This window comes from Pseudoalteromonas lipolytica (assembly GCF_001306915.1).
Lineage (GTDB): Bacteria > Pseudomonadota > Gammaproteobacteria > Enterobacterales > Alteromonadaceae > Pseudoalteromonas > Pseudoalteromonas simplex.
The window spans coordinates 141,599-161,971 of record NZ_LJTC01000007.1 but is presented as its reverse complement, the minus strand read 5'-3'; the positions used below and the strand labels follow the sequence as shown (position 1 = coordinate 161,971).

15 protein-coding genes and 2 pseudogenes are annotated in these 20,373 nt (G+C 41.5%); 8 read left to right on the top strand and 9 right to left on the bottom strand.

All coding sequences use genetic code 11. The features are described from left to right. Positions 1-262: 262 nt before the first annotated feature. Positions 263-3,274, top strand: a complete 3,012-nt coding sequence (locus tag AOG27_RS11880; RefSeq protein WP_138618581.1) for an EAL domain-containing protein — start codon at positions 263-265, stop codon at positions 3,272-3,274. 16 nt (positions 3,275-3,290) lie between these two features. Here the strand turns inward: AOG27_RS11880 and AOG27_RS11875 are convergent, their stop codons facing one another. Then, positions 3,291-3,620 carry a translation initiation factor gene (locus AOG27_RS11875; protein WP_054553231.1) on the bottom strand — a complete coding sequence of 110 codons (330 nt, stop codon included), beginning with the start codon at positions 3,618-3,620 and terminating at the stop codon, positions 3,291-3,293. A gap of 133 nt (positions 3,621-3,753) precedes the next feature. On the opposite strand from AOG27_RS11875, the gene AOG27_RS11870 reads away from it, so the two are divergent. From AOG27_RS11870 to AOG27_RS11855, 4 genes are all read left to right on the top strand, one after another. Beyond that, on the top strand, positions 3,754-4,059 hold the full coding sequence (locus tag AOG27_RS11870; protein WP_054553230.1) for an STAS domain-containing protein: 306 nt from the start codon (positions 3,754-3,756) through the stop codon (positions 4,057-4,059). Then, on the top strand, positions 4,059-5,729 hold the full coding sequence (locus tag AOG27_RS11865; protein WP_054553229.1) for an ATP-binding SpoIIE family protein phosphatase: 1,671 nt from the start codon (positions 4,059-4,061) through the stop codon (positions 5,727-5,729). The genes AOG27_RS11870 and AOG27_RS11865 overlap by 1 nt, the downstream gene beginning before the upstream one ends. A 45-nt stretch (positions 5,730-5,774) precedes the next feature. Next, complete coding sequence (locus AOG27_RS11860) at positions 5,775-6,434, top strand: GAF domain-containing protein (protein WP_054553228.1); 660 nt, start codon at positions 5,775-5,777, stop codon at positions 6,432-6,434. Positions 6,435-6,507: 73 nt separating this feature from the next. Further along, positions 6,508-7,698, top strand: coding sequence for an amino acid aminotransferase (locus AOG27_RS11855; RefSeq protein WP_054553227.1), 1,191 nt, complete (start codon positions 6,508-6,510; stop codon positions 7,696-7,698). Positions 7,699-7,774: 76 nt separating this feature from the next. Here the strand turns inward: AOG27_RS11855 and AOG27_RS11850 are convergent, their stop codons facing one another. The 8 genes and pseudogenes from AOG27_RS11850 to AOG27_RS11815 all read right to left on the bottom strand — a co-directional run bounded on the left by AOG27_RS11850 (position 7,775) and on the right by AOG27_RS11815 (position 15,999). After that, positions 7,775-8,524, bottom strand: a complete 750-nt coding sequence (locus AOG27_RS11850; protein ID WP_054553226.1) for a DUF3379 family protein — start codon at positions 8,522-8,524, stop codon at positions 7,775-7,777. Next, positions 8,524-9,072 (bottom strand): annotated as a pseudogene (locus AOG27_RS11845) (sigma-70 family RNA polymerase sigma factor); the annotation flags it as partial. The gene AOG27_RS11850 and the pseudogene AOG27_RS11845, both read right to left, overlap by 1 nt. Positions 9,073-9,150: 78 nt before the next feature. Beyond that, positions 9,151-10,800, bottom strand: a complete 1,650-nt coding sequence (locus AOG27_RS11840; RefSeq protein WP_054553224.1) for a BatD family protein — start codon at positions 10,798-10,800, stop codon at positions 9,151-9,153. Further along, complete coding sequence (locus tag AOG27_RS11835; RefSeq protein ID WP_054553223.1) at positions 10,794-12,668, bottom strand: vWA domain-containing protein; 1,875 nt, start codon at positions 12,666-12,668, stop codon at positions 10,794-10,796. The genes AOG27_RS11840 and AOG27_RS11835 overlap by 7 nt, the downstream gene beginning before the upstream one ends. Position 12,669: 1 nt before the next feature. Next, entirely contained in the window at positions 12,670-13,659 is a 990-nt protein-coding gene (locus AOG27_RS11830) for a vWA domain-containing protein (protein ID WP_054553222.1), read from the bottom strand. After that, entirely contained in the window at positions 13,652-14,092 is a 441-nt protein-coding gene (locus AOG27_RS11825; RefSeq protein ID WP_054553221.1) for a DUF4381 domain-containing protein, read from the bottom strand. The genes AOG27_RS11830 and AOG27_RS11825 overlap by 8 nt, the downstream gene beginning before the upstream one ends. A 2-nt stretch (positions 14,093-14,094) precedes the next feature. Continuing rightward, on the bottom strand, positions 14,095-15,039 hold the full coding sequence (locus AOG27_RS11820; protein WP_054553220.1) for a DUF58 domain-containing protein: 945 nt from the start codon (positions 15,037-15,039) through the stop codon (positions 14,095-14,097). A gap of 3 nt (positions 15,040-15,042) precedes the next feature. Then, on the bottom strand, positions 15,043-15,999 hold the full coding sequence (locus AOG27_RS11815; protein WP_054553219.1) for an AAA family ATPase: 957 nt from the start codon (positions 15,997-15,999) through the stop codon (positions 15,043-15,045). A gap of 336 nt (positions 16,000-16,335) precedes the next feature. Here AOG27_RS11815 and fadI point away from each other — a divergent pair, with 336 nt between their 5' ends. The 3 genes and pseudogenes from fadI to AOG27_RS11800 all read left to right on the top strand — a co-directional run bounded on the left by fadI (position 16,336) and on the right by AOG27_RS11800 (position 20,369). Continuing rightward, positions 16,336-17,646 carry an acetyl-CoA C-acyltransferase FadI gene (gene fadI, locus AOG27_RS11810; protein WP_054553218.1) on the top strand — a complete coding sequence of 437 codons (1,311 nt, stop codon included), beginning with the start codon at positions 16,336-16,338 and terminating at the stop codon, positions 17,644-17,646. Next, the gene (gene fadJ / locus AOG27_RS11805; protein WP_054553217.1) at positions 17,646-19,871 is read left to right on the top strand and encodes a fatty acid oxidation complex subunit alpha FadJ; all 2,226 of its coding nucleotides are present in this window, start codon (positions 17,646-17,648) and stop codon (positions 19,869-19,871) included. The genes fadI and fadJ overlap by 1 nt, the downstream gene beginning before the upstream one ends. Before the next feature lie 146 nt (positions 19,872-20,017). After that, positions 20,018-20,369: pseudogene (locus AOG27_RS11800) on the top strand (type II toxin-antitoxin system RelE/ParE family toxin). Positions 20,370-20,373 lie beyond the last annotated feature (4 nt).

The window sequence follows — 20,373 nt, the reverse complement described above, 5'->3', positions numbered from 1 at the left end:
AAATTATCTCGCAAACAGTTAAGCCTCCTCTATCTAAAGAAGCTAAAAAAAGAAAAATAAGTGCGAGAGATATTTTGTTTCATTGGACTAATGTAAAAATACTTCTATGTAAAGTCAACTGCATAAACATGCTATTTTGGACAAAGCGAAAGATTCCTCAGAAATTTCATTAATCTTCATAAAAAATTTATAAATCTAAAAATGAATCTGGTATATTTGTTTTTGCATAATAAATAATAACAATTATTAATAAGGTAGTCCTGTGGTGTATCGACGACCGCCATCCCGGTTTGGGGTGAATTCATTAAGTATGAAATTGTCGCTGTTAATCTCTGCTATTTGTTTAATTGCAGGTATTTGCGCTGCAGCTTTAATGCTTAAATCAGAAGAAAAACAGCTTGTTTTTGAAGAGCACGAACTTTTAAAGCATTCGAGTGAACGCTTGAGTCGTCAATTCAATCGCTTAATTAACACCAAAATAAATATTGCAGAGCAAGCTAACAATGTCGTTAGTAGTCAGCTACTGCATAATGAGTCACATCTACAAAATAACCGCAGCGCAGATATAAAGTTTGCAGTTGATGGCAGTATTCGCAGCACTTCTGAGGATGGTTTATCAGCTTCATTTATTCCACAAGACCAGTACTCTAATTTTTATAAGCAGCTGATTAACGATTCTGAGTCGCTATGGAAAATTGTCTCACCAACGCTTATCCAAGACTTTTTTAATTTTTATTTAATCACTAAAGATAACTTTATACGTATTGCTCCACCTAATTGGGCGCTCAATGTACCGGGCGATTTTGACTTTACCAAAGGCGAGACATTTAATTACGCACAAGCTGCAACAAACCCGAGCCGAGAAGCTGTATGGTCAAAGGTGTATTACGATACTATTTGGCATAAGTGGGTAGTAAGCGTGCTTGTGCCAATCTATCTTGATAACGAATTTTTTGGTGTCACTGGTAGTGATATTGCGCTTGAAACCTTATTGGCACAGCTGCCTATTGGCGATCGTGAGCAACATTTATTAGTGTTTGATGCGAAAGGTCAGCTCTTAGCTCATCCTGATTTAGATAAAACAACGCTTGAGCAATATGGCCGTGAAGGTAAAAAGTTGCTGACTGAAGATTTTGTTAATCCTGATCTACAAAAATTAGTGTCTGAAACCATTCGCTTAAAATTACCAGAGTCTGCAAATTCATTTGTACAAGATGGTGAAACCCATATTATCAATATCCGCAAAGTCGAGAACCTTAATTGGTATATTGGTATTTATAAAAAGCGCTCGTCGGCACTTTCTGCGCTTGAAGAGCTAAAAGTAAAGTTCTTTGGCTTGTTTATCCTGTACGCTATTTTAGTTGCTTTGTTATTGCATCAAGCACTTTATCAATTAGTACTGCGTCGTATTCACTCTTTGGTAAATGCGGTTGTTAGTTTTGGCAAAGGGCAATTTCAAACTGAATTTCCTAAAGTGAACAAAGACGAAATAGGCACGCTTAATGGCTCTTTTAGAGACATGGCAATAGAAATTCGTAAATTAATCGATGGTCTAAATCAGCGCATTAGCGAAAAAGAAATAGCTGAAAAAGCAGCGAACCGATTATCCAAAGCGGTTGCCTTCTCAGGCACAGGCGTTGTGATCACTAATCAAGACTTTGAAATCAAATACGTGAACCCGAAAATGGTTGAGATGACGGGTTTCGAGGAACGCCACTTTATTGGCTCACCATTGATGAATATTATCTCTCAAGAAATGGCGATTTTAGTTGACGATATTGATATCGACCTACGTAGCCGTAACTATTGGCGAGGAGATACTTTATTACAGGGTAATGAGCGTCAATCTGTATGGGTTTCATTGAGTATTTCTCCAATCCGCGAAGAAGGGGGGGAAATCACCAGTTACGTGGCTTCAGCTCAAGATATTTCGTTTGTGAAAGAAAGTCAGCGAAAAATGGAACAGCTTGCCTATTTTGATACATTAACAGGGCTTGCAAACCGTACTTTCTTTAGAATGCAGCTACGCAAGTCTATGGCACTTGCTGAACGTGGTCATTATGCATTTGCTTTATTTTACTTTGACTTAGATGAATTTAAGCGTATCAACGATACGCTTGGTCACGATGCAGGCGATCAGTTATTGGTTGAAGTTGCTAATCGTTTGAAAAAGCGTTTACGCACCGAAGATACCATTGCACGTTTAGGTGGTGATGAGTTCGCAGTCCTGTTAAGTGGTATTGAGCATCAAACTCACGCCATGGAAGTGGCGAATACCATTCAACGTACTCTTAATGAGCCTATCAAACTAGGTAACAATGAAGTGATAATTAGTGCCAGTATTGGTATCACGATGGCACCATTTGATAGCCAAGAGGAAGATCAGCTACTGAAGCATGCTGACCTTGCTATGTATGAAGCAAAAGCGAAAGGGCGTAATACTTACCACTTTTATAGCCAAGAGCTTAATGCTGCTGCCAATGAACGCTTGTTTATTGAAAATGAGTTACGTACAGGTATTCGTGAGGGGCAGTTCCAGGTTTACTATCAGCCACAAGTAGATTGTCGCAAGAATCAAGTTGTTGGCTATGAAGCACTCATACGGTGGTTCCATCCAAATGAAGGCATGATACCGCCAACTAAATTCATTCCTATTGCTGAAGCTACAGGTTTGATTGTTGAGCTTGGAGCGTGGATATTGCAAGAAGCGTGTGAGTTTGCTGCACGTTTAGCAAGCCAAGACTTAAAAAATAATATTTCAATCAACTTATCAGCACGTCAATTTAAAGATGCTAATTTGGTGTCGACGCTTGATAAAATCATCAAGCAAACAGGTGTTGAACCAAAACGCATTCACTTAGAATTGACTGAAAGTATGTTAATGGGACATGTTGAGGCGGCGATCTTACAACTGCATCAACTAAAAGCACTTGGCGTTTCAATTTCAATTGATGATTTTGGTACCGGATACTCGTCACTGAGTTATTTGAAACGCTTCCCAGTCGATATTTTAAAAGTTGACCGCTCTTTTGTGAAAGATATCCCTGAAGACAGTAATGATATGGAGATCACTGCTGCGATTATCGCAATGGCACAAAAACTTAAGCTTAACGTTGTTGCTGAAGGGGTCGAAACTAAAGAGCAAATTGAGTTTTTACAAAATAATAACTGCTTTGTTGTGCAAGGGTATTACTTCAGTCCGCCTGTGAGTGAGGCTGAATTACCTAAGTTATATGAGCATTTACAGTCACTAGATTTAATCAAGAATGATTAATAAAGTAGGGGGGAAGTTAACCCCCTGCTATTTTTACTTTGAATTTCAGCGCTTCGAGAATCGCTTTTAGCTTATCTCTGTCATCACCTTGAACTTCGATGATACCCTCTTTTACTGCACCGCCTTGACCCATCTTACTTTTAATGGTTTTGGCTAATTTTTTTAAGTCATGTTGTTGGCTATCAATACCAACCACTAACATCACACCTTTACCTTTGCGTCCTTTTGTTTGGCGTTCGATTCGTAAAAAACCATCTTTAAACATTTTACTTTGTGCAGGTTTACTTTCTTTGGGTTGTTCAATGCGCCCTGTAGAAGTTGAGTAAACTAGATTATTTTCGCTCATAGTGGATCTCGTTGTAGAAGCTTAGATAAATGATAACAAATTTAATCCTAAGTGTTTTATTTTTTGGCTTATTTGTTCTAAGCAGTTATATTTAGATAAGTCTTCGGAAAGATTTGTTAAATAGGAGTTTATTATGAGTTTGACGCGCAGTACATCTGCTGATGGCGCTATTTTAACCGTACAGATAAAAGGAAAGTTTGATTTTAATTTGGTGCAATCTTTTCGTCAGGCATACGCCGACTTAAACAGCAATATCAATAAAGTCGTTATTGACCTTAGAGAAACTGATTATATGGACAGTTCAGCATTAGGTATGTTGCTCAATATGAAAAAAAACCTAACGGGCAAAGTTGATACAATACAAATAAGTAACTGTCAGCCTCAATTAAAGAAAATCTTACAAATATCTCGTTTTGATAAAAAATTTGATATCGATTGATGCTTAATATATTAGTAGTCGATGATTTAGAGCTAAATCGTCGTTTATTAACTGTGATGTTAGAGCAACAAGGCTACCGGGTTTTCACTGCCGAAAATGGACTTGTTGCTTTAAGTCTTCTTGACGAGCAAAAGATAGACATCGTACTGCTTGATGTCATTATGCCAGTGATGGATGGCTTTGAAACAGCTGCAATTATAAAAGAGCGCTACAGCCAAGTTTACTTACCTATTATTTTTATAACCTCTTTAGAAGACGAAGCAAGTTTTGAACGCTGCTTAGCGGTCGGTGGGGATGACTTTTTACACAAGCCATTCCAAGAGGTAATCTTAAATGCGAAAATTAAAGCACACAGCCGCATTCGCAATCTAAGTCAAAAAGCAAGAGAGCAGAATTTACAACTTGAGTACCATCAAAATCAAGTTGAACGTGAGCATGAAATTGTCGAGCACATTTTTAATAACGCGCTTGAAAACCAACAGTCATTCCCTACCCATTTAGATTTTCATTTATCGCCTGCCGCTATGTTTAATGGCGACATGTTCTTGGTTGGGCAAAGTCCAATTGGCAGCTTGTATTGTATGCTAGGAGACTTTACTGGTCATGGCTTAGCTGCTGCTGTTGGTGCATTACCGGCATCTAGAGTCTTTTATACGATGGTAAGTAAGGGCATGTCGGTAAGTGACATTGCAGCTGAGATTAACTCAGTATTGGCGAAGTTATTACCTGGGCATATGTTTTGTGCGGCAACTATTCTAGAGCTTAGCAATACAGGTAAAAGTGTTTCTGCATGGTTAGGTGGCCTGCCAGACACCTATATCATCGATCAGCAGGGAAATATAATTCGTACATTAGAATCTCAACATATGGCGTTGGGAATTTTAGAGGATGATGAATTTGAACGCGCTTTGATCCATACAGAGGTTGAAACTACATCACGAATCGTTATGGCGACTGACGGAATTATTGAAACGATTAATCCAAGAGAAGTTTATTTTGGAGAAAAACGGTTTAAAGATGTGCTTGCCTCTAGAGATAACATTTCCTGTCATCAAGTGCTCGAAAGAGTTAAGCGTTTTGCACAAGGTAACGAGCAGCAAGACGATTTAAGTTTAGTGTTGTTAAATTGTTTGCCGGTACCTGAGCCTGAACAAATGGTAGAACCTTATTCTGAATTGCCATTTAACTTCTCTTTAAGCTTAAATTCAAAGCAGATTAAAAGCACTGATCCTGTTTTAGAGGTTGTTAATGTGATCAGTCGGGTACCAGGTTTAAACGCTCACCGAGCCAATATTTTTCTTATCTTATCTGAGGCTTATAATAATGCGCTTGATCACGGTGTTTTAGGACTAGACTCTGATGTGAAAAATCATGACGATGGTTTTTTAATTTATTATCAACAACGAGAAAAAGCATTAGCTAATTTAACCGATGCATTAATTATCATTGATATCCGCTATAGCCCTGAAGAGTATGCTTTGTATTTTACAATTTGTGACTCGGGACATGGATTTAACAAACAAGATTCTGAGCAACAAAACTTAGTGCGAGAGCATGGCAGAGGTTTATGTTTGCTGAGCGAAATTGCGACTGGCGTCACATTTAATAGTGCTGGCAATCAGGTCGAAATTTATTATCAATTAACAGCAAGCAGTACTAGCTCACAGTAAAATCGCATGTTATCATTCTGGCATTATAGATGTTTGGATGGCTAAATGATTTCTAACTACTTATCGACTGCTCAACTTGATTTACCAGAAAGCTTGGTTGCTGAGCAATTATCAAACCTTGAACATTACTTTGCACAGTCAGTTTTACCAGCAGTTCGTTGGGAGTATCAAATTCCTGAGCTAGGCGAGGGTGGTGCGTGTAGCTTGTTTGGCTACTTACAAGATGAACCATTCAAATTAAATGATTATGTTGCCGATGATGCTACCAATACTGAAAAACTGGCTAAGCTTCAACAAATTATCGATTTTGTTGTTGCCCAAACTCACGTTGATTGGTTTGGTATTTATCAAGCGACAGAGACTAATGAAGGTTCTCAGTTATTAAAGCTGGTTTATCATGGTGCACCGAGCCGTCCATTATTCCCGCTAACTGAAGCATTTGCTAAAGGCAGTAACAATGTTCAAGTTGCGCTTTCTAAACAAGGGCGTGTGATCAATAACGTAGCCGATTACCTTGCACAAGGTGGTGAGTATTATACCTGCGATCCTAAGGTGAAAGCTGAGACTTGTTTACCATTATTATCAGACAAAAATGAATGCTTAGGTATTATAGATGCGGAAGCATTTAATAATGATTTCTTTGATCAGCAGACCCTCGCATTACTTGTGGCTTGTTGTATTAAAATTCCTCAACTCTTGGTCTAATTTAACTAGTAATCAGGCTGGGTTTTTATGTTAAGCTAGTGGCAACGCTAACCCCTATAAAAAGAGATAGTCAATGTTCTCAGAATTAAAACCATTACCAACAGATCCTATTCTTGGCCTAATGGCGGCCTTTAAACAAGATACAAACCCAAAGAAAATCGATTTGGGTGTAGGTGTTTATAAGGATGAGCAAGGCAATACGCCGGTATTAAAAGCGGTTAAAAAAGCGGAAGCGTTTCGTTTAGAAAACGAAACCAGTAAATCGTACATTGGCTTGGCAGGTAACCTAGATTACTGCCAAAAAATGGAAAACTTATTACTGGGTGAGCATCCAGCACTTTTAGCTAATCGTGTTCGCACGGCACAAGCACCAGGTGGTACAGGTGCATTACGTGTTGCAGCAGAATTTATCAAACGTTGCAACAAAGATGCGACAGTATGGGTAACTACGCCAACGTGGGCAAACCACATCAGCTTATTTGAAGCGGCGGGCTTAACAGTAAAAGAATACCCTTACTACGATTATGAAAATAAAGACCTTTTATTTGATGACATGATTAATACCCTTAAGCAAGTGCCTAAAGGTGATGTGGTGTTATTCCACGCATGTTGTCACAACCCAAGCGGTATGGATTTAAATGCTGAGCAATGGAGCACAGTTGCAGATCTTGCTGTTGAAGTTGGTTTCACGCCACTGGTTGATATTGCTTACCAAGGTTTTGGTTCAAGCCTTGAAGAAGACGCAGCGGGTCTTCGTAAATTAGCAGCAGCGGTAGATGAGCTAATCATCTGTTCTTCTTGTTCGAAAAACTTCGGTCTATACCGCGAGCGTATTGGTGCATGTTCAATCATTGCTAAAGATGCAGCGACTGCTGATATCTCTAACTCTGTATTATTAAGCGTTGTACGTAGCATCTACTCAATGCCGCCAGCTCACGGTGCTGATATTGTTAGCACGATTTTAGGTAGCACTGAGCTGACGCAAATGTGGCATGACGAGCTTGATGAAATGCGTAATCGTATTAATGGTTTGCGCACTTTAATCAAAGAAAGCTTAGCTGCGAAAGGCATTGAGCAAGACTTCTCATTTATTGACCGTCAAAATGGTATGTTCTCATTCCTAGGTATTAATAAAGAGCAAATCGAGCGCTTACAAAAAGAGTACTCAATCTACATTGTTGGTTCTAGCCGTGTAAACGTAGCTGGTATCAGTGATGCAAACATTGATTACTTTGCAAATGCAGTAGCAGACGTTTGTAAGTAACTTGCTTTATAGCGATAAAAAACCGCAGTGACTGCGGTTTTTTTATGCCTGTAATATGTGTTACTACGAGTAGGTATTAATGCAGCCAGCGAATGGCGTCATTGATCATGCTATTGTAGCTATCAAGTGGCGCACCAATACTCGCGATTAAGATAGTATCAGCCCGATCGCCTCGGTTGATGTAGCCTGCGAAACGCTCATCATTGAAATCATCAGAGCCGGTGCCAAATGGTTGCTCGTCAGAAGGCACAATGAATACCGTCATTGGGCCAAAATCTGACTCAAATACCAAGTGTAGGCCTTTTTTACCCTGAAAATCACAAAACATTAAATAGGTTACTTTACCTGGAAGCTCATCTAAGTGACCGCCAATGGTGGCAAACTTTTCGTTTACCGAAGCAAGATCTATTGCTTCATGTTTATCTAGCGAGCCAATTTCATGGTAAAGGTGCGCAAAGGCATGCTCACCCACACTGTATAACGTATGTTGTTTGTTAGTGACAAAGAACACACTAATAGCCACTAAAAACGACGCTGCAGCGGCTAAATACAGTCGATTAAAGGCAAAGCGTGACTTAGCCTCAACAATGGTGTCTAGCGGTTGCTCAGCGCTTTCTGCTTCAGAACTATATGTATTATCAATAATTCGCTGTGCTAAATTTTCAGGCACGGGGATGTTAAGTGCTTTGCTTAGTTCATCGTCAAAGGCACGTACATCATCAATAAACGCCTGTTTATCTGTGTCCTGCTCGGCAAACGCTTCAAGTTCCTTATCAATAGTGCTTGGCTCGGCGAGGATGCGGCGGCGAAACTCGAGTTCATCCATTAATTTGATGCTCCTCTAAGTTGGTCATCATCACTGCTTAAAGCCTCTTTAAGCTGGTTTCTGGCACGAAAAAGTCGTGTCATGACAGTATTTTTATTTAAATCGAGGATCTCGGCGATTTCATCGCCAGAGCAACCCATTACCACTTGCAGCAGCAATGGTTCTCGATATTCTTGTGATAACTTTCCTATTTGTCGTTGAATCACTGTTTGTTCCATTTCAGCATCAAGGGTTGAACTTTGTTCATCTACAAGGGTGTCGTTTTCAACATCGGCGTAATCAAATTGTTTACGTTCAAAACGGCGTGCATTCTCGCGGCGCAAAATAGTCAACAGCCAAGGTTTAACTGCTTGTTGGTCTTGCAGTGAATCCAAGGCACGCCAAGCCCTCAGGAAGGTTTCCTGCACTAAGTCTTCAGCAATGTTCTGATCACGACACAACCAATACGCAAAGCGAAAAAGCTCACTGTGGTAGACATGAACCAGCGCTTCATATCGCTTTTGTTTTTCTGTCATAGTAACTAAGACCTGCCTATCAGAAAAAAACTTTCTGAGATTATTATTTTTTTCTTAAAAAAACGGCTAACTCAAGATTAGCCGTTTATTTTCAACTATTTAGGTTAATAGTTAATCATAAAGATTCTTTAATTCAGTGTCATTACTTGTTGATTTAGTTTGCTTTGCGGCTTGGCTTAGCAAGCTGACGATTAAACTTAAATCAACCTGTTCATCGGCTGAACTATAAAGTTTAGTGCGTAATTTAGCAATTTCATCATTAAGTTGTGTGTTTTTCAGTGATGCTAGTAAACATTCGATGGCCGCAGCATTTTTACCAGTCTGTTGTTTTGCGTAGTGGTTTAATGCGTTATAAAACCCAGAGTTATTGTTTTGTTTTGCAAACTGCTTAAGCTCATTTAACGATGCTGATGAACCACTGGTAGGTAATGGCTCAGCTGTCGGTTGCTGAGGACGCTTTTTAAAGTAAAGCACTAAGGTGATTAGCCAAAGTCCATAGCCGACCACTGCCACGATAATAAGCCACATAGGGGTCGTTACTTTTGTGACCGTTTGCATATTAGTTGGCGTATCACCCAGCTCATTAGAGCTTGCGGTTTGCGGCTCTGCGATAGCAGGAGCTGTTGGTGTGAGTGGGTTTGTACTTGGCACAACTGTTAATGTACGAGCAGGTATGGTTGCGTAGCTAATACGATTGATTTTAGTATTAAACCAAGGCAGCTTTATTTCAGGCAATGTGTAAGTGCCTGGTGTTTGCGGTAATAAAGCATAAGAAGCTGTTTGCTGAGAAATAACACGGCCATCACGTACCAGATGGTTACTCTCTTTTTCATCAGGGTAGCTTCTAAAGCCTTGCACCTGTGGCATATCGATATCAGGAAGTTGCTCTTTAGTAACCCCCAATGCAGTTAAAGTAATGGTGCGAGTGATAGGGGTGCCAACTTCAACGGTGTCGTCTTTTGGTTGCCATTGCTCATCAAGGTTAACCAGTTCGCTTGGTAGCCATGCACCTGTGTAGTTATCTGGGATTGGCTTGATTTCAACATCAACATCTTCGCCCATCGCTGAGACAGCCATTTGGCGATAGTTTTGACGAATACGGCCATTGAACACAGGTGCCGTAATAGTATTTACGCCACTTTTTTGTGGCTGCACTAAGTACTCACGGGTGATCACTAAATAGCGTTTGCCATCAATTAACTCATAGTCTTCAGATTGTTTGTTAATTGGGGTTAGCTCAGCGTTTTCCATTTCTGGCGTAGTTAAGTTGCCATCCAGCAATTCTTTGTTGTTGTCTAAATACAATTTAACCGTATAAACACCGGCTTCTTGCACGTATAAGCTAGTTGGCTTGATGCTTGTTTTAATGAAGGCTTCTTTATTTTGTTCTGAGGTTTGACTGCGCTTAGCTACCGTTAGCTCAATCGGTTTTGAACTGACACCGGCAACAGTAAAGGCAGGGATGGTATAAGTGCCTTCTTTGCGGGTCATCAGCTTTACAGACCAGTTAGTTTGCTTACTGATTTCACCATTAATAATATTAGTGCGCGAGCTAACACTGGTTGGCCCAACAACAAAGTCTTTTAATAGCACCGAAGTGTCTGGTTGTTCGCTGTTAATAGAGTCGTCTGCTGAGATGGTTAAAACAAAAAACTCACCAGCAAGGACAGGGTTTTTATCAACACTTGCCTGTAGCTGGGTGGCAGCCCAAAGCGGCGCTGCCGCGATTAGCAATAAACAACATAATAATCGCATTACCATGATTTTTCGGCTCCTCGTGGACGACGTTGATAGTTTCGTTTTTGTGCTTCTAATTGCATTTTATTTCTTAATAAGATCGCAGGATCATCGGGAACTTTGCGCAGCAGCTGGTTAAGTTGCTGGGCTTTTTCTTTCTCTTCATTAGTCAGTTCAGCAGCTTGTGCCTGCATGGCTTGTTGCTCTGCTTGCTGTTTAGCTTGTTCATCACTTTGCGATGGCTGTGGCTGGGCCTGTTGTTGCTCAGGAGCTTGCTCTGGCTGTTGTTCTCCTGATTGTGACGACGTGTCTGCTTGTGATTCCATTTCAGGTTTGTTTTGCTGGTCACTATTAGACTCGCTTTGCTCACCTTTTTGATCTGATTGCTCACCTTGCTCTGACGGTTGTTGGCCATCTTGCTGCTCACTCTGCTCTGAGTTTTCACCTTGCTGTGAATTTTCACCCTGTTGCTTTTGCTGGTTATCTTGCTGGCCATCAGAGTTTTGTTGATCGTTGTTTTGCTGTTGATCTTGTTGCTGTTGTTGCTCTTGCTGCTGCAATAGCTGTTCAACGAGGGCTTGGTTTTCTTTTGCCTCAGTGAAGTCATTTTTAAGCTGTTGGGCTTGCTTATATGCTTCTATGGCTTGTTCTAGCTCACCTGCCTTAGCAAGGGCATTTCCGTAGTTGTACAAACCCGTCGCCGATTTATCTTCACTAAACGCATCCATGGCCGCTTGGTAATTACCTTGCTGATAAAGAGCAGCGCCTTTTAATTGCGTGTTTTGTGCTTGGGCGGCTTGTTCAAATTGATTTTGCTGATAGGCATCAAGAGCACGTTGGTCTTGGTTTTTAAATACGTCTGGTAATTCAGCGGCGTAAACCTGTTGCTGAGGTAGGAGCATAACAAACAAAAAGCCAAGCACTAGGCTGCTACGACGAATTAAAAAGAGCGCTAACGGCAATAAAATAATCAGGCCGTAAATACCGGCATCAACTCGCCATAATGCTTGGCTTTGTTTCTCATCTTTGAGTACTTCTGCATTGGCAGTGGGGGCAAATGTTTGAATATCCTGATTACTGGTTTGATACAGTGCGAATTTGCCACCGCTATTACGTGCAAGCGAACTTAAGCGGCTAACATTAAGCGTCGGAATAACAATCTGTCCTTGAATGTCTTTTAAAAAGCCACCTTCTGGTAGCTTAATCGGCGCACCTTGCTCTGTGCCAACGCCGTAGACATTTAAGCGATAATTAGACTGAGCGGTAAAGCGGCTAATATCTTCTTGATCTAGGCTATCAACCCCATCGGTGACTAAAATAATATCACCATCTAAATAGCCAGCTTGTTTAAGTAAATCATCGGCTTTTTCTAGGCCTTCAATAACATTCGAACCTTTGCTCGGCATGATATCTGGGCTCAGGCTTGGGATAAGGTTAGCCAACGTGCTTGCGTCATTGGTTAGCGGCGAAATAGTAAATGCAGAGCCTGCATAAGCGACCAATGCCGTATCACCTTCTTTGAAAAGCTCAATCATATCAAGTGCTTTAAATCGAGCTTGAACTAATCGGCTTGGTGCTATGTCGGTACTGAACATGGAGTACGACATATCCATCACAATAACTCGCGCATTCTTTGCTTGAAACACGGGAACTTGTTTTTTCTCAAAGCTTGGACCTGCTGAAAAAACGATGGCTAACAGGGTAAACACCGCAACTAGCCAAAGCGGTTGGCTTTGTTTTTTATGATTGTCGCTCATTACAAACTGCGCCAAATGGGGCGCAATTAAATCAGCGGGGGCGCTTTTTTTGTTGCGTACCAACAGCACACTAAAAATAATCAGCGCGGGGATTAACAACCAAAGTAGGGCAGGGCGAATAAATTCAAAATCCATACTAGCTCTCCTGCTTAAATTGGCGAATAAAACTGACGAGCATTGCTAAGCTTATTAAGCCCAGCGCCACAAGTAGTGGAATATAAAACAATGAAATTTGTGGGCGGAACGTTTGTTCATCGCTACTAATTGGCTCAAGCTTATCGAGCTCTTGATAAATTTGCTGTAAACCAGCCACATCTTTTGCTCTAAAGTATAAGCCGCCAGTTTGCTCGGCAATGCGTTTTAGTAAAGTTTCATCCAAGTTACCACCACTCATACCACCCATATTAAACAGGCTAAAGCCACGTTTACTATCTGAGCCAACACCTATGGTATACACTTTAATGCCTTCTTCGCGGGCTAACAGTAGCGCATCTTCTGGATCAAGGTTACCGGCAGTGTTTTGACCATCGGTTAATAGCACTACGATACGGTTACTTTCATCTTTATTAGCAAAACGTTTTACGGATAAACCTAACGCATCACCGATGGCTGTTGCTCTACCTACTAGGCCAATTTGCGCTTCGCTGAGCATTTGGCTCACCGTTTTAACATCACGGGTAAGGGGGGTTTGTAAAAATGCGGTATCCCCAAATAAGATAAGACCAAGGCGGTCACCTTGACGCTGCTCGATAAAATCACTGAGTACAGCTTTTACCATAGTGAGCCTATCTACATATTGATTATTTCGATACTCCATATCTTGCTCTGTCATAGAGCCAGATAAGTCCACCGCCAGCATAATATCGCGGCCTTCATTAGGCTGTGTGATAGGTTCATCAAGCCAAGTTGGGTTTGCAATAGCGACAACTAAAGAGATCCAAACAGCCCATTCAAGCAATGAAACTTTTCGGCTGTGTTGCTGTACTGCTTGATTATTTAAGCCAAGCTTAGCAAAGCCAGGAATACGTAAACGTAACTGCCCTTGTTGCTTTAACGGCATAAAGCGGCTTAATATCCAAGGCAGAGGTAAAAGCACAAAACACCATGGCCAACTAAACTCAAACATTAATTGGCTCCTTGAGTTTAAAGTTGCTAATAGCATTGCGTAATTTAGCTGCAAGTTCAGCATTATTACTTTGTTGTTGATAAAGCGGCATCAATTCGTCGTAACTAAATTTATCGCCACTCAGTTTCGATAAACTTTCAGACCACTTTGCCAAAGGCTGAGAAGCAAGCTGATTGCTGTAATAATGACGAGTTAAGCGTTTTAAAATAATGTGTAGCTCTTGCGCGTCATCATCACTAAGGGTTTTACTTATCTTAATGGCTTGTTTTTTGGCTTTTTTAAATTGCTGGTTTTTATATAAAAGCACTAAGCCGATAATTAATAACGAACCAACTAAGGCGATAATTAGCCACCAAATTGGAGCAAGTGGCCACCATGCAACCTCGGTCGGTGCAATGACATCATGTAAGCCATCTAGCGGATTTTTTTGCATTGTTACTTTCTCACTAATTGCAGCTCAAGAGGCGTGGCTGCACTGAATGAAATTAAACTAAGCCCAGATTTTTGTAAGCGTTTTAATCTGTTAGAAAACGACTCTTGGGCAGACTTAGCAAAGCGCTCGCGAAATTGCTTATCCATTAGTGGTAAAGCAAGCTCTTGGCCATTTGCTGATACAGTCACCGTTTGTTTAAAAGCAGGTAGCTGGTGCTCGAACGGATCGCTTATATGGCAGCCAATCAATTCACAGTGCCTGCTCAGCATTTCAAGTTGTTTGAAACTTGCTTCATCAAGGGCACTAAAATCAGAGACGATATAAACCAAGCTCCCTGGTTTTGCTAAATGATTAAGGCGTTTAAGGTTTTCGCTAAATAAGCTGGTGGCTGTTTGATCGATATTAGTCAGAGCTTGGCTGTGAATATCACATAAGTTATGACAAAGCTTTAACACGGCTTTTTCACGTGAGGTCGGTTTTAATTCGTGATGACCTTGCTGATTAAACACCAAGCCACCAATGCGATCACCTCGTTGACACGCCGACCAAGCAACCAGTGCGCTGATGTGCGCTGCTTGCACTGACTTCAACAGTAACTTTGAGCCAAACAGCATCGAGTTAGAAAAGTCGGTAAAGACAAAAACAGGGCGTTCTTTTTCTTCTTGAAACAGCTTAGTGTGGGTTTCGCCAGTCCGTGCAGTAACACGCCAGTCGATAGAGCGTATGTCATCACCGGCTTGGTAATGGCGCACCTCGGCAAACTCCATACCACGCCCTTTATGAGGTGCAAGGTATTGCCCAGCTAAGCTGTTTTTGATTTTTACTTTGGGCGCAAGTTCTAGCAAACGAGCTTTGGCTTTGTAATACATCAACTCTTTGAGTGATAAATTAACGCCTTGACTATGACTCGCTGCTAACCACGCCGCTGTATCAAATTGGCTCGACATAGCTTATGGCACTGCCACCAATTCTAAAATACGGCTGATCACATCGTCTTTACTGATGCCATCGGCCTGTGCTTCGTAACTTAAGATAATACGGTGACGCAATACATTATGCAGCACTGCTTGAATATCATCTGGGGCAACAAAGTCACGGCCTTCAAGCCAAGCATGCGCGCGGGCACACTTATCAAGGGCAATGGTTGCACGTGGGCTTGCGCCATATTCAATCCAGCGACCAAGTTGCTCATCAAGCTCAGCTGCTTCACGAGTGGCAACAATTAACTGTACTAGGTATTTCTCAAGCGGCTCAGCTAAATACAAACCTAATATGGCTTTACGGGCAGCAAATAACTCACTTTGACTAATTTGTTGTGTCGTTGCTTGCTTGTCAGAAATAGCCTCGCCACGGGTTAGGCGTAGGATATCTAATTCGTGTTCAGCACCCGGGTAATCAATGCTCAAATGCAATAAGAAGCGGTCAAGCTGAGCTTCTGGCAGAGGGTAAGTGCCTTCTTGCTCTAGCGGGTTTTGGGTTGCCATAACCATAAATAGATCAGACAGTGGATAGGTGTTTTTACCGACCGTTACTTGGCGTTCAGCCATGGCTTCAAGAAGAGCAGATTGCACTTTAGCAGGGGCACGGTTTATTTCATCTGCCAAAATTAGGTTATGAAATAATGGGCCTTTTTCAAATACGAACTCACTGGTTTGCTGGCGATAAATATCGGTACCAGTTACATCTGCAGGTAATAAGTCTGGGGTAAATTGTACACGTTGGAAACTGCCTTCAACGCCTTTCGCTAAGGCATTGACTGCACGCGTTTTCGCAAGACCCGGAGGGCCTTCAACTAATAAGTGGCCATCTGCCAAAATTGCGATTAACAGTGCTTGAGTTAATTGTGGTTGGCCGATAATTTGCGTGTCTAGGTATGATTTTAATTGTGAAAATGCGTTAACTGCCATAATAAAAAGACTGTCCTAAAAGCGTGAGTCAAAAATTGTTTTTGTTATGCGCCGATGCGTTATATTCAGTACCGATAAATTATTTGCGCGGTACCGTAATGGGGCGCTATTAACAAGTTATAAGGATTCAAAAGTTATAACACAAGTGTTAGACACAAAATCCTCAAATAGTTCGTTATTTTTTAAGGATTTTTAGCCTACCATATAAATACGGTGTTTTTTTGTAAATAGGCCGAAAAAAGCCTATGGTTGAAAACTTACTATTGGCATTCGTACACGGGTTGTTTTAGAATCAGGAAAAACAAACAGGTCAGACCTGTCAGCGGGAGAGCATAAATGTCTGAGCAAAATATACTTAAAACAGCAAAAGGCGATCGTATCGCTATCGTTAGCGGCCTGCGAACGCCATTCGCAAAGCAAGCCACAGCATTCCATCATGTACCAGCCCTTGATATGGGTAAGTTAGTTGTCAACGAAATGCTTGAACGACTTAACTTTGATAAATCTGAAATTGACCAACTTGTATTTGGACAAGTAGTGCAAATGCCAGAAGCGCCAAATATTGCCCGTGAAATCGTATTAGGTACGGGTATGCCTGTTTCTGTTGATGCTTATTCTGTTTCGCGTGCGTGTGCAACAAGTTTCCAAGCCATTGCTAACGTAGCCGAGTCAATTATGGCAGGCTCAGTGCAAGTAGGTATCGCTGGTGGTGCTGACTCATCGTCTGTATTACCTATTGGTGTTAGTAAAAAATTAGCCGGTAGCCTTGTTGATTTAAACAAAGCACGTACGCTTGGTCAGCGATTAAAGATTTTCTCTAAATTACGTTTAAAAGATTTACTTCCTGTTCCGCCTGCGGTCGCTGAGTACTCTACTGGTTTATCTATGGGTCAAACAGCAGAGCAAATGGCGAAAACACATAGCATCAGCCGTGAAGATCAAGATGCCTTAGCACATCGTTCGCACACCCTTGCAAGTCAGGCGTGGGCTGATGGTAAACTGAAAGACGAAGTAATGACTGCCCATGTTGCACCTTATAAGAGCTTTATTGAGCAAGACAATAACATTCGTCATAACTCAACAGTTGAAGGCTACGCGAAATTAAAACCAGTATTTGACCGTCAGCACGGATCAGTGACTGCAGCTAACGCAACGCCATTAACTGATGGGGCGGCTGCGGTATTAATGATGAGTGAGAGTAAAGCCAAAGCATTGGGTTACGACATTCTAGGTTATGTACGCAGTTTTGCTTTCTCAGCAATTGGTGTACATGAAGATATGCTAATGGGTCCGGCGCACTCAACGCCAATTGCCTTAGATAGAGCAGGTATCACATTAGCTGATTTAGATTTAATCGAAATGCATGAAGCATTTGCAGCGCAAACACTGGCTAATATGAAGATGTTTGCGTCAGATAAATTTGCACAAGAAAAGCTAGGTCGCAGCAAAGCGATCGGCGAAATTAACATGGACAAGTTCAATGTATTAGGTGGCTCACTTGCATACGGTCACCCATTTGCGGCAACAGGTGCGCGCCTGATCACGCAAAGCTTACATGAACTTAATCGTCGCGGTGGCGGCTTAGCGCTTACGACTGCGTGTGCAGCGGGTGGCTTAGGCGCAGCCTTTGTATTGGAGAGTGCGTAATGACAGATTCAGTATTTAGTTTATCAGTGGCTGATGACGGCGTAGCCGTTGTAACCATTGATGTGCCGGGTGAAAAAATGAACACCCTGCGCAGCAGTTTTGCAGAAGATTTAAAAACCTTACTCAAAGACGCACAAGCGCAAGCAGTAAAAGGCATGGTATTTATCAGTGGTAAAAGCGATAACTTTATCGCCGGTGCTGATATTAAAATGCTTGATAGCGCCAATAGCCGTGAAGATGCATTAGCGTTAAGCGAAATGTGTCAGCAAGCATTTTTTGATATGAAAAAGCTGCCTTTCCCAACAGTAAGTGCTATTCATGGTGCTGCATTGGGTGGCGGTTTAGAGTTTGCTTTAGCGTGTGATTATCGCGTGTGTTCAGATAGCGATATCACTAAGCTTGGTTTGCCAGAAGTACAGTTAGGCTTATTGCCTGGTGGTGGCGGTACTCAACGTTTACCTAAATTAGTTGGCTTGCAAAAAGCACTTGAGTGGATGCTTACAGGTAAGCAAGTGCGTGCTAAGCAAGCGAAGAAAACAGGCTTAGTAAATGACTGTGTACCACACAGTGTATTACTTGACGTTGCTAAAGAGTTTGCTCTTAAAGGTAAGGCTAAAGTTACTAAACCTAAGTTAGATCGTTTAAGCCAATTACTTGAGTCGAACCCATTTGGCCGCAATATTATTTTCAAAAAAGCACAAGAAAACGTGCTGAAGAAAACAGGCGGTCATTACCCAGCACCTTTAGCCATTATTAAAGCGGTGCGTGCAAGTGTTGAACTTGATCAGTTAAAAGCATACAAAACTGAAGCTGAAGGTTTTGCCACGCTGGTAATGAGTGATGAGTCAAAAGCATTACGCGGTATTTTCTTTGCAACCACTGAAATGAAAAAAGAGTGGCGTAATGATGATGCACCAGCGATCGCTAAAGCGGCAGTATTAGGTGGCGGCCTCATGGGCGCGGGTATTGCCCATGTTAGTGCTGTAAAAGCGGGTGTTCCAGTGCGCATTAAAGATGTGGCTGAAAAGGGCATCAGCAATGCAATGAACTACAGCTATAAGATTTTAGATAAAAAGCAAAAGCGTCGTATTTTATCTAAAGCTGATCTACAGCAAACCATGAACCGCATTACCGGTACTACCGATTACAGCGGCTTTAAACACATTGATATCGTTATCGAAGCGGTGTTTGAAGATCTTGCTTTAAAGCAAGGTATGGTGGCTGATGTAGAACGCGAATGCCAAGACAACACGATTTTTGCAAGTAATACCTCATCATTACCAATTGCACAAATTGCTGCTGATGCAGCGCGTCCCGAAAATGTAATTGGTCTGCATTACTTCTCACCTGTTGAGAAAATGCCACTTGTTGAGATCATTCCACACGCTGGTACGTCTGAAGAAACTATCGCTCGCGTTGTTAACTTTGCCCGTAAGCAAGGTAAAACACCGATTGTGGTTAAAGACATGGCTGGTTTCTATGTAAACCGCATCTTAGCGCCTTATGTCAATGAAGCGGCTAATTTACTGCTTGCAGGTGAGCCAATTGAAAAGATTGACCAAGCATTGGTTGAGTTTGGTTTCCCTGTTGGGCCTTTAGCGTTACTTGATGAAGTAGGGATTGATATCGGTTCTAAAATTGCGCCAATCCTTGAAAAAGAATTGGGCGAGCGTTTTAAAGCCCCGGATGCCTTCAATCGCTTAATCGACTCTAAGCGTTTAGGTCGTAAGACTGGCCGTGGTTTTTATCTTTACGACAAGAAAGATAAAAAAGTGGATGAGTCAGTTTACGAGCTACTTGGTGTTACGCCATCACCTCGTTTAAACAAGAGCGAAATTGCTAAACGTTGTGTTGCGCAAATGCTTAACGAAGCGGTGCGCTGTTTAGATGATGGCATTATTGCAAGCCCGCGTGACGGTGATATTGGTGCTATTTTTGGTATCGGTTTCCCACCATTCTTAGGCGGCCCATTTAGCTATATGGATAAACTGGGTGCAGCACAAGTGAGCTCAGAAATGGCGACTTTTGCTAACTACAACCCAATTTTCACACCTTGCGATACGTTAAAAGCAATGGCTGAAAAGGGTGGTCGTTTTTACCAAGCAGAAAGCGAAGAGCCGGCTGTAGCTGAAGCTAAGCCTGTCGATCCGGTTGAAGTAACCAAAGAAGTGGTTGAAGACGAGCAAGCGTCAGAAGAAGCTGATAAAGAAACGACTAAAAGCTAATTCTTTAAATTAGTTAATTTTAAAAGCCCTGCTCATTGAGCGGGGCTTTTTTATTGGTTCGAACTAGGTTAGAAGTTGAGCGGATTAAATCTTGACTATAGGTTATTATCTATATAGATTTAAATCTATGGTCAAGGAGGACTCATATGTGGTTAGTTGAAACAACCGACAGGTTCGATAATTGGTTTGACGCCTTAGATGACACAGACCGAACTAATGTACTTGCGTGTGTATATGGTTCTTCAGGAGCGAGGTCCTATGCTAGCAAGACCTTATGCAGATACAGTGTATGGTTCTTGTTTTAGTAATATGAAGGAGTTAAGGATTCAAAGTAAAGGGATTCCGATACGTGCTTTTTTTGCTTTTGATCCAAACCGAAAAGCGATTGTTCTCTGTGCGGGTAATAAAAACTCAAATGAAAAAAGGTTTTATGAGCAAATGATCCCGATAGCTGATAGTGAATATTCGGCTCACCTAGATAAGTTAGAAAAGAGGTAAATAT

What these genes read in the sequence shown, in the direction of transcription:
- AOG27_RS11860 (WP_054553228.1), top strand. Translation starts at nt 5,775, where the DNA reads ATGATTTCTAACTACTTATCGACTGCTCAACTTGATTTACCAGAAAGC.
- fadJ (WP_054553217.1), top strand. Translation starts at nt 17,646, where the DNA reads ATGACAGATTCAGTATTTAGTTTATCAGTGGCTGATGACGGCGTAGCC.
- AOG27_RS11865 (WP_054553229.1), top strand. Translation starts at nt 4,059, where the DNA reads ATGCTTAATATATTAGTAGTCGATGATTTAGAGCTAAATCGTCGTTTA.
- AOG27_RS11815 (WP_054553219.1), bottom strand. Translation starts at nt 15,999, where the DNA reads ATGGCAGTTAACGCATTTTCACAATTAAAATCATACCTAGACACGCAA.
- fadI (WP_054553218.1), top strand. Translation starts at nt 16,336, where the DNA reads ATGTCTGAGCAAAATATACTTAAAACAGCAAAAGGCGATCGTATCGCT.
- AOG27_RS11875 (WP_054553231.1), bottom strand. Translation starts at nt 3,620, where the DNA reads ATGAGCGAAAATAATCTAGTTTACTCAACTTCTACAGGGCGCATTGAA.
- AOG27_RS11855 (WP_054553227.1), top strand. Translation starts at nt 6,508, where the DNA reads ATGTTCTCAGAATTAAAACCATTACCAACAGATCCTATTCTTGGCCTA.
- AOG27_RS11825 (WP_054553221.1), bottom strand. Translation starts at nt 14,092, where the DNA reads ATGCAAAAAAATCCGCTAGATGGCTTACATGATGTCATTGCACCGACC.
- AOG27_RS11850 (WP_054553226.1), bottom strand. Translation starts at nt 8,524, where the DNA reads ATGGATGAACTCGAGTTTCGCCGCCGCATCCTCGCCGAGCCAAGCACT.
- AOG27_RS11820 (WP_054553220.1), bottom strand. Translation starts at nt 15,039, where the DNA reads ATGTCGAGCCAATTTGATACAGCGGCGTGGTTAGCAGCGAGTCATAGT.
- AOG27_RS11830 (WP_054553222.1), bottom strand. Translation starts at nt 13,659, where the DNA reads ATGTTTGAGTTTAGTTGGCCATGGTGTTTTGTGCTTTTACCTCTGCCT.
- AOG27_RS11840 (WP_054553224.1), bottom strand. Translation starts at nt 10,800, where the DNA reads ATGGTAATGCGATTATTATGTTGTTTATTGCTAATCGCGGCAGCGCCG.
- AOG27_RS11870 (WP_054553230.1), top strand. Translation starts at nt 3,754, where the DNA reads ATGAGTTTGACGCGCAGTACATCTGCTGATGGCGCTATTTTAACCGTA.
- AOG27_RS11835 (WP_054553223.1), bottom strand. Translation starts at nt 12,668, where the DNA reads ATGGATTTTGAATTTATTCGCCCTGCCCTACTTTGGTTGTTAATCCCC.